Source organism: Porphyrobacter sp. TH134, assembly GCF_002855495.1.
GTDB lineage: Bacteria > Pseudomonadota > Alphaproteobacteria > Sphingomonadales > Sphingomonadaceae > Erythrobacter.
Genome location: NZ_PKRO01000065.1, coordinates 1 through 8,560 on the forward strand (window position 1 = coordinate 1; position 8,560 = coordinate 8,560).

At 65.3% G+C, this 8,560-nt stretch carries 9 protein-coding genes and 1 pseudogene; 5 read left to right on the forward strand and 5 right to left on the reverse strand.

Annotated elements, in window-relative coordinates; genetic code table 11:
* Positions 1 to 66: 66 nt before the first annotated feature.
* From C0V72_RS15440 to C0V72_RS15450, 3 genes and pseudogenes are all read right to left on the reverse strand, one after another.
* A pseudogene (locus tag C0V72_RS15440) lies at positions 67 to 333 on the reverse strand (GlsB/YeaQ/YmgE family stress response membrane protein); the annotation flags it as partial.
* A 317-nt stretch (positions 334 to 650) separates the two neighbouring features.
* Positions 651 to 1,685, reverse strand: coding sequence for a hypothetical protein (locus tag C0V72_RS15445; protein ID WP_143704632.1), 1,035 nt, complete (start codon positions 1,683 to 1,685; stop codon positions 651 to 653).
* 53 nt (positions 1,686 to 1,738) lie between these two features.
* Positions 1,739 to 2,311 carry a hypothetical protein gene (locus C0V72_RS15450; protein WP_101795031.1) on the reverse strand — a complete coding sequence of 191 codons (573 nt, stop codon included), beginning with the start codon at positions 2,309 to 2,311 and terminating at the stop codon, positions 1,739 to 1,741.
* A gap of 202 nt (positions 2,312 to 2,513) precedes the next feature.
* Here C0V72_RS15450 and C0V72_RS15455 point away from each other — a divergent pair, with 202 nt between their 5' ends.
* Positions 2,514 to 3,056 carry an ECF-type sigma factor gene (locus C0V72_RS15455; RefSeq protein ID WP_101795032.1) on the forward strand — a complete coding sequence of 181 codons (543 nt, stop codon included), beginning with the start codon at positions 2,514 to 2,516 and terminating at the stop codon, positions 3,054 to 3,056.
* A gap of 22 nt (positions 3,057 to 3,078) precedes the next feature.
* On the opposite strand, the gene C0V72_RS15460 is transcribed toward C0V72_RS15455, so the two are convergent.
* Complete coding sequence (locus tag C0V72_RS15460; RefSeq protein ID WP_101795033.1) at positions 3,079 to 5,520, reverse strand: serine/threonine-protein kinase; 2,442 nt, start codon at positions 5,518 to 5,520, stop codon at positions 3,079 to 3,081.
* Positions 5,521 to 5,820: 300 nt separating this feature from the next.
* Between C0V72_RS15460 and C0V72_RS15465 the strand changes: the two genes are divergently transcribed.
* The 4 genes from C0V72_RS15465 to C0V72_RS15480 are packed head-to-tail and all read left to right on the forward strand — an operon-like array spanning position 5,821 to position 8,333.
* Positions 5,821 to 6,837 (forward strand): hypothetical protein, encoded by a 1,017-nt coding sequence (locus C0V72_RS15465; RefSeq protein ID WP_101795034.1) that lies wholly within the window; start codon positions 5,821 to 5,823, stop codon positions 6,835 to 6,837.
* 40 nt (positions 6,838 to 6,877) lie between these two features.
* Positions 6,878 to 7,366: a hypothetical protein gene (locus C0V72_RS15470; protein WP_101795035.1), complete on the forward strand. Its 489-nt coding sequence runs from the start codon at positions 6,878 to 6,880 to the stop codon at positions 7,364 to 7,366.
* 16 nt (positions 7,367 to 7,382) lie between these two features.
* Complete coding sequence (locus tag C0V72_RS15475; RefSeq protein ID WP_101795036.1) at positions 7,383 to 7,859, forward strand: hypothetical protein; 477 nt, start codon at positions 7,383 to 7,385, stop codon at positions 7,857 to 7,859.
* A 3-nt stretch (positions 7,860 to 7,862) separates the two neighbouring features.
* A complete protein-coding gene (locus C0V72_RS15480) occupies positions 7,863 to 8,333 on the forward strand; it encodes a hypothetical protein (protein ID WP_101795037.1) in 471 nt (156 codons plus the stop codon).
* 14 nt (positions 8,334 to 8,347) lie between these two features.
* On the opposite strand, the gene C0V72_RS16680 is transcribed toward C0V72_RS15480, so the two are convergent.
* A partial coding sequence (locus C0V72_RS16680) for a hypothetical protein (RefSeq protein ID WP_233999985.1) occupies positions 8,348 to 8,560 on the reverse strand: 213 nt, incomplete at its 5' end.

Genomic DNA, 8,560 nt, shown 5'->3' on the forward strand with positions numbered 1-8,560 from the left:
TCAGCCGCTCAGCGCAAAACCTCTGCATCCAAAGCGTGAATCAGATTTTACGCCAAACGGGAATCCCCTAATCCCCACTTTCGCAACAGGTCTAATCACGCCCAGCAAAATCACTGCACCGATAAAGGAAGTGAAAAGCGAACGAATATCAAAGGCACCGCTTGTAATGGGGGCGCCGCCGATCAGGGGGGTAACCAAAAATCCGGCTACCAATGCGCCGACAATGCCGACGACGATATTAAGAAAGATTCCCTGTTGTGCATCGGTGCGCATGACAATGCTGGCGAGCCACCCAAGGATGCCTCCAACCACAATGACCAAGATTAAATTCATTGTACCATCTCCTTCAGTATTGCCGATGATAAGTGTGCGACAAACGCAATGTTCCATTGCACCAGACGAAATCGGATAGAATTTGATGAAGCCGATGTTTTTGCTGGAAGGTTTGCCTCGCCAGCAATTGGGGATTGCATGCGGAACGGCAGCGTGTTGATCCCTGCGCAACTCTGGGCCCTGAACAAAAATGCCCCCGCTGATCATAATCGGCGGGGGCAAGGTTTTGGGGCACAGCGGGTCAATTGCTTGTGCGACGGGGAGTAAGCGGCGTGCTCGGCCAAAGTTCCGCTACAGCAGAAAAAATGCGGGACGTTTCAGCGCAGCCCTGACCGCGCAGCTTCTGGCCCCCGTGTTCGCGACTGCGGGGCAGTCTGCTCCAGAGGCATGCGCGCGTCGATCGCTGCGCCGACCAGCGCCGCGCTCAGGAAAACGGCATCGGCCCCTTCGGCGAGGGCTAGGGCCAAACTCGCCCAATCCGGCCGCGCCGCCTGACAATGCGCGCGCAATTGCCTGCATTGCCCGGCGAGCTGTGCAAAGCCCTTTCCCATCTGCGGGGCGGTTTGCAGCAGCGCGTCGCCAATCGGGAGCAGGACCGCGCCGGTGTGATGGGACAATTGTTCGATCGCAGCCCGGCGGGCCATGGGCGCGCGGTGGACCAGGCGGTGGTCCCCGAATGTTACCGACTGCACCGTCGTCTTGAGCCCCGCCGGCGCCAGGGCGGCAAGGTTGCTCAGCCAGCGATCCCGCTCCACCTCGGTCACGGGGCGCGTTGACTGCCAGGTCATCGTCACCTGATGTCCGTCAACCACCATCAGGGCCGTGCTGCCGCTCGCCAGCGTCTCGCACAGCGTGACTTGTGGATGCGCGGCGGCGGCTGTCCCCTGCCAGCTGCTATAGACGCTATGCCCGCCGGTTTCGAACAGATCGAGCCGGGGTTCGCGCGCTTTAAGGATCAGACGGCTGCCGCCGGACGCATCGATGCACACATCATCGCTGGTGCGCTGCGGATCGGCGAGCCAGCCGAGCGCCTTGGTGGTCAATGCCTCGACGGACCCACAAGCGACAAGGGCAACCGGCGCGGGGCCGGCATGCTCCAGCAGTTTGCGCAGCTGCGCCGTCAACTGCCGCGCATCCAGCACCGGACGATCCACCGCGCGCACCAATTGACAGCCCGCGACCTGCCATGCCGGTTGATCGGCAAAGCCTTCCAGCGGAGTTCCGACCAGCTGGCCGATGGCGCGCAGCGTGTCGGCGGTGATGGCGTGAACATGCCGGTGCTGGGGCGAGGGCGCGCCGGTGAGCAATGTCACCGGCACACCTGCCCGCGCCAGCACGAGCGTTGCGATCAATCCGGCCGGGCCGTCTCCTGCGACCAGTGCCGTCCTGCGACCCTGCGACACGATCAGCGTGCCGGATCGGTCGGCACGCCCAGACCTGCGCTGGTGGTGGCCGCATCGGCGACCAGCACGAAGAACACGATACCATTGGCTGCGCCATTCGCACCCAGCGTGGATTTGGCGATGTCCTGCATCAGCGAGCGCGTGGCGCCGTCCCGGCGGCTGGCGGGCATTTTGAGAATGGGTCTGAGCATATCGCCCGGGAACAGCATGTCGCCGGGAAACAGCATATCGCCCGGGAACAACATATCTCCCGGGAAGAACATGTTGCCCGGAAAGGCGACATCGCCCGCCCCCAGCTTGAACCCGCGCGAGGCGAACAGATCGCTCACTTCGCCATCATCGATCCGGGCGGCGAGGAACTGCGCTTCGACCGTCATGCCCAGCTCTGACCGGAACCGCATCGCGCGCATGATCGCGCTGCGCAGCTTGGGTCCGGTCAGGCCCTTCAACGCCTCGGGATTGTCGATCTCGATCGTGATCGAACCGGTCTCGCCGGCAAAGCTGATGCTGCTGGTGGCAAGCCCGGCGGCGAGAAACGCGGTGCCGGCGATGAGTTTGCGCCTGCTGATGGTCATGATTAATCCTTCCGGTTACAATGGAGCCCGGAGCAGCGCAGCGGCCGCGCGCCCCCGGTCAGCAAAACACGCTTGGCGTGCGAAAGCGGACATCGCCGGTGCGGGGAAGGCGCAGACTTTGCATTTGATTATGCCCGCGCCCGGCCATACCCACAGCAAAGCACATGGTGTTCGGACCGATGGGGGGCGAAGGACAACAAGCATGGCACATAGCGATGACACCTCAGAGGATGTCCGCGTACTGGTGGAGGCGCTCTATCCGCAGTTGCGCATGATCGCAGGCGCATTGTCATCGCGGTTCGGCAGCCCGGAAACGCTGCGGTCGACCGCGCTGATTTCCGAAGTCTTCCTGAAACTGCGCCGCTCGCCGCGCTTTGCCGATGAACAGCATTTCCTGCGCACCGCAGCGCGCGCCATGCGGCAGGTGCTGGTCAATCATGCGCGTAGCCGTGTGGCCCAGCGGCGGGGCGGCGGAGCGGTGGTGCTGCCGCTGGATGATGATGTGCCGGTGTTCTGGCAGAGCGATGCCGAACTGATTGCCCTCGACGATGCGCTCGGCGCGCTGGAAGGCATGGACGCGCGGTTGGCGGCGGTGGTCGAATGCCGGTTCTTCGGCGGCTATGACGATCAGGAGACCGGACGCTTGCTGGGGCTGACCGATCGCACCGTGCGGCGCGACTGGGTGAAGGCGCGCGCCCTGCTGCGCACTCTGCTGGAAGATGGCGAGCTGCCGGGAGCAGAGTAAGACCGGCCCGGCAGACCCCACGCTACAGCTTGTATCGCTGGCGAATATCCCGGATCGCGTCGTTCAGCCGCGCCCCGCCCGGTCCCATTGCCGCGACACCCTTTTGCGCATTCGCCAGCTGGCTGCGCGCCGCATCCTGGCTGCCTGTCGCGGCATTGGCGCGTGCGAGCGCAATCAGCGCGACAATTTCGGGCGGCGTGCCGGCACCGGAGGTTTGCAATGCCGCACGATGCCCTGACTGTGCCGTGGCCAAGGCGTCCTTCGCTTGCCCCGTCGCCAGCAAGGCCTCGCTCAGCCCGGCGGCGGAAGCGGCGTGGAGCATCGATCCCTCGCCAGCGAAGTCGCGTGCCATCGCAGTCGCCTCCCGCGCGAGCGGCAGGGCCTGCGCCGCGTCACTCGACAGCAGCAGCGCCTTGGCATTGTTGTTGATCAGCGCCGCCAGCGCCGCCGAGGGGCCGAACAGCGCGCGCCGCAGCCGCACGGCTTCCGCGAATTGCGGCACTGCCGCTTTCGGGCGACCGGCGAGCACTTCGCTTGCCGCCAGATTGTTGAGGGTGTTCATCGCATCGGGCGTTTCGCTCGCACCGATCGCGGCCCAGGTCGCCTGCGCCTGCCGGAACGATGCGGCGGCCTCATCATGCAGCCCCATCGCCGACAGCACGTTGCCGAGATTGTTCTGGAAGATCGCCACGTCGCGGTTGGCGGGGCCGGACATGGCGATGCGGTCGGCCAGTGCGCGGCGCAGGATCGCGGCGGCGCGGGGCGGGTCCTTATCCAGATCGCGCACGATCTGCGCTTCGGCGAGGCGGCTTTCGATCATGTCGCTCTGCCAGCGCGCCGGATCACTCGCCCAGAAAGCCTGCGCGGCGGTTAGCATGGCGCGGGCCTGTTCCGGCTCGCCAGTGCGCAGATAGACCTGCGCCAGATCGACCTTGGCCTCGGCAATCACCTCGGGCGGCACCTTGGTGGTCGGCGCGGTGGTGGGGGCGAGCGGCAGCGACGCGACCGGTTTCAGCAGCCCGATGGCGCCGGGGTAGTCATTGGAGTGAAAATACAGCTCGCCCAGTGCCTTGAGTACCGGAGCATATTGTGCCGGATCCCGGGCAAATTCGCGTGTCAGGCGTTCGGATGCGCGGTCGAGCACGTCCTTTCGTGTTCCATCAGGCCCCGCCGCCTCGGTCGATTCGCCCAGCACCAGAAACAGCGATTGCCGCACCGCCTCGGTCCGGTCAGCCTCGACCACAGCAGCATCGCGGGCCGCCTTGGCCTCGCGCGCCTGCCACAAGGCGGCGCCGAGGCCGCCGGTGAGGCTGAGCGCGATGGCCGCCGCACCGGCCACGGGCCATTTGAACCGCATCAGCCAGCGCCGGAAGCGGTAGCCGGGCTCATCCGCGCGCGCTTCGACGGCGCGGCCGGCCAGTGCGCGGCGCAGGTCACTGGCGAAGGCATCGATGGTGGGATAGCGGGCGGCAGGATCGCTGCGCAGGGCGAGCGAGAGCACTGCGGCGACATCATCAAGCAGGGCAGATGGGGCGCCCCGCGCGATGTCCGGCAGCAGGGCGGCCCGGTTGATTGCAACAGGGGCCTCGCCGTCCACCGCCGACGCGATGCCCGCAGGCAGGCCGCTGCGCCGCGCGGCAGGGTGTCCGGTCAGCAATTCATGCAGCACTTGCGCCATGCCATAAACATCGCTCGCCGGGCCGACCGACAGGCCTTCCACCAGTTCCGGCGCAGCATAAGCCAGCGACAGACGCTCCGGCCCCGCCGCTTCCAGACTGCCGATCCGCCGGGCAATGCCGAAATCGATCAGGCGCGGCTGGCCCATCGGGTCGACCAGAATGTTCGACGGTTTGAGATCGCGGTGCAGCACGAGGCGCGCGTGGGCCTGCGCCAATCCATCAGCAGCGGCCAGCACCAGCTTCACCCTGTCTTCCAGACCAAGCTTGTGATCGGCGCACCAGCGATCGATTGTCGGACCGTCGATCCGCTCCATCACCATCCAGCTCGACCCGTCGGGCAGGCCACCGCCGTCAAGGATGCGGGCAATCGAAGGGTGATCGAGATCGGCGAGAACCTGGCGTTCCTGCGTCATCACCAGCAGGTCCGTGCCCGGCAGGGCATCATTGAGCTTGAGCGCACCGGCCTGGGTAAAGCCGCCCTCGACCCGTTCGACAGCATAGACCCGGCCCATGCCGCCTTCGCCAATCAGACTTTTGATCGCCCACACCCCGATGCGTTCGCCTTCCCCCAGAGGTGCGGGACGGTCCGGCGCATCGGTCCCCATCGCGCCTGTCCGCATGAAGCCGGTGAGGCCGGAATGCAGACTGTCGATGAAATGAAATGCGGCAGCTTGAAAATCCGGATCGCCATCGGTTTGCGCCGCCACAAATGCGCGCTGTTCGATCAGCGGCAATTCCATGGCTTCATCGATCAGCGCCGATAGCCGGGGCCAATTCTGGTTCATCGCCAGTTTTTCCAATCACTCGGAAAGGCGCCCATACGCCTTCCCCCCGGTAACTTCGTAATCGGCCATTCGGCGGTAACGCAATTTTTTTCTGTTCCGCGTGTCCGCTTTTGGCGCCCTTCGGTGTCTTGCCACTCAGGAGGTCCGCACCCGGGCCTTGTGTGGGGGAAACCAGCCTAGGTCCGATCTTTCCGTTCCGTTCGCCTTGCGGCGGCGCCGGTCGTCGGAGCAGCGATCATGCCCCACCCAGCACTGCAATCTGCCAGCGCCTGAGCGCTGCGATGATGAAGGAAGATTCTGATGCCGATCCGCACTGAAACTTTGGTGGCCGCGCTGCTTGCCAGCGCGATGATGACCCCCGCCTCCGCCGCAGCCCAACAGCGCGCGGCTGCTCCGACCGCAGCGCCTGTGGCGGCAACCTGCACCGATGGGCGCGGGCCGACCTCGGGGTTCTTCTGCGCGCCGCTGGTGAACAACGAATCCGTGCGAGCATGCACCGCCAATGCAAAGGGCGCTGCGCTGACCCAGTGCCAGCAAGCCGCCGCCGCCAGCTTCTGCCGCACCCAGGCCTACAGCGCGGCGGCGACCTATCAGGTTACCGCTAGCGGGAACCTGTCCGAAGTGCTGTGCCGTACGCCGATGGCTGCGGCCGTGACGCAGGCCGCAGCGCCTGCGGCAAGTGCGGTGCCTGCAACCTCTTCCGCGGCTGCCGCAGCGCCTGTTCAGATGAACCGCGTCTATGCCACCAGAGTGGAATCGGGCGCGAACCCGACCCTCACCCTCTCTCCCTTCGGCCCGCAGATGACCGGCACCTATACCGTCACGCAGGACGAAGCCTTCTTCGACAGCATCTATCAGGGCGGCGGGGGGACCATCACCGAAGGGCGGATCGAGGGCACCCTCAACGGCAATGTCTTCACCGGCTACTGGTACGAAAATCAGGGTCGCACCGCCGTGCAGCGCGAATGTGATCCGGCACGCGGCGGTGAGCGGATTTTCGGCCGGTTCACCCTGACCTTCTCTGCCGACCGCAAAAGCTTCACCGGGCTTCACAGCACCTGCGACGGCGCGCCTGAGGATGCCTATTTCGCCAGCTGGAACGGAACATTGACCGGCGAGGTGCCCGCCGCCGCCGCCGCCCCCGCGCAGGCGGCAGCCGGTTCCGCCAGCGGCAAGAAAAGCAAGAAGAAGGCGCCATCAAACGACACGGTCGCCGATCGGCTTGCCCGGGAAGCCGCTGACGAAGCCGAGCGGGCAACAGGCGACAAGGTGCGTCGGGGCGTGCGCGATGTGATCGAAGGCAAGCTGCCCTTCTGATCATCCTCCCCCTTCATCGATTGAACGAAGGATCTGAAGCATGACCCATCACACACTTTTGCGGCGTGTCGCTGCCGCCACAGGGGCCACACTGCTGCTCGCGGCTTGCGGCGGCGCATCGACCGAGACCGGGACTGACGGCTCGGCTGACGCGCAAGTTGCCGCCTCGGCTGCCAAGGCCGTCGCAGGCGGCGTGACCGGGCTGGGTGTTTCCGTGACCGATTTGCCCGATTTTGCCGAAGTGCCCGACGGGGCCAAGGCGATCCACAACATGGGGGTCAATGAAGGCGGCAAGACGGGCGGTTCCGTCTCGTTCGAGACATCCCGGTCGCCCGAAGACCTTATCGCCTTCTACCGCGAATCCATGGCCCGCCACGGACTGAAGATCGGAATGGAAACGCAGTCGCCGCAGATGATGCAAATGATGGCGGAGAGCGAGGACAAGACCAAGTCCCTGATGGTGATGATCAACGTCGACGATGCGGGCAAAGCCTCGCTCAACCTCGTCCATTCACGCACCGAAGGCTGATCGGGAGGAGGATGGCATGATGCGTCTTGGCCTGACCGGAGCGCTGGCTCTGATCCTGACCGGTTGCGGCAGCGAGCCCGCCGCTGACAGCAGCGACCCCGGCGCGGCTGAGGCTGCGGCCGCGGGCGTTGCCGCTGTGGTGAAAGGCGAGGCAGCCGGGCGTCCGTTTCCCGATGACATGCCCGCCTTTGTCGAACCCATGCCGGGCGGCCGTTATCTGACCGGGATGCGCGGCAGCAATGCGGTGCGATCCACCGGCATGGATATGTACGATGCCCCCGGCACCGCAGCCGAGGCGATCGCTTTTCACACCGATGCGCTGACCAAAGGCGGATTTTCCCCCCAAGTCAGCCCGGCCAGGAAATTGCGCAAAACCACCGAAACGACAATCGCAGGCAAGCACACCGATGGCCGCACGCTTGATGTGATCGTCATCGAACAGGAAACCGGCACTGCGGCGGTGCAGATGCGCTACACCATTCCGGGGGCCTGAACGATGCGACCCACCACACTGTTTGCCGCGACAGCCGCACTGGTTCTGGCCGTTTCCGCAGGGGCGCAGGAAGATGGGCCAACCGTGGCCCCCGGCGAATGGCAGGGCAACTACGCCCTGTCGCGCATCGACCCGCGCATCCGCACCCGCGCCGGGGCGGACCTGATCGGGATGCAGGTCATCCAGGATCGCGGGGCCGATACGGCGACAGTCAGCTGGGACGCGCGCCGCGCCATCTGCCCTGATCCGCTGGACGAGCCGTGCGAATGGATCGGTGCGGGCGGCACAGACACCGCGCGCGTGATCGGCGATACGCTGGTGCTGGCGCTGCGCCTGTCTCCGGATGAAAGCGATCCGGCGATTCTGGTGCTGCAACGCCGCCCCACCGGCCCGCGCAAGCCCGCGCGCTTTACGGGCGTCATCACCAATGCCCGCGCCGATTGGGACATCCGGTTTGATGCGGTGCAACGCTAGAGCAGATTGGGGATTCAAATGGGGCAGGTTCGTACTGAAGCAAAGAACAAGCGATGGCCAATCGGGCGCATGGCCGCATTGGCTGTGGTTGGGGTGGCAGCAGCGATGCTCGATCCACCGTCTTCAGCCCAAAATAGACCTGTTGCGAAAGTGGGGATTAGGGGATTCCCGTTTGGCGTAAAATCTGATTCACGCTTTGGATGCAGAGGTTTTGCGCTGAGCGGCTG

What these genes read in the sequence shown, in the direction of transcription:
- C0V72_RS15450 (WP_101795031.1), bottom strand. Translation starts at nt 2,311, where the DNA reads ATGACCATCAGCAGGCGCAAACTCATCGCCGGCACCGCGTTTCTCGCC.
- C0V72_RS15455 (WP_101795032.1), top strand. Translation starts at nt 2,514, where the DNA reads ATGGCACATAGCGATGACACCTCAGAGGATGTCCGCGTACTGGTGGAG.
- C0V72_RS15460 (WP_101795033.1), bottom strand. Translation starts at nt 5,520, where the DNA reads ATGAACCAGAATTGGCCCCGGCTATCGGCGCTGATCGATGAAGCCATG.
- C0V72_RS15465 (WP_101795034.1), top strand. Translation starts at nt 5,821, where the DNA reads ATGCCGATCCGCACTGAAACTTTGGTGGCCGCGCTGCTTGCCAGCGCG.
- C0V72_RS15470 (WP_101795035.1), top strand. Translation starts at nt 6,878, where the DNA reads ATGACCCATCACACACTTTTGCGGCGTGTCGCTGCCGCCACAGGGGCC.
- C0V72_RS15475 (WP_101795036.1), top strand. Translation starts at nt 7,383, where the DNA reads ATGATGCGTCTTGGCCTGACCGGAGCGCTGGCTCTGATCCTGACCGGT.
- C0V72_RS15480 (WP_101795037.1), top strand. Translation starts at nt 7,863, where the DNA reads ATGCGACCCACCACACTGTTTGCCGCGACAGCCGCACTGGTTCTGGCC.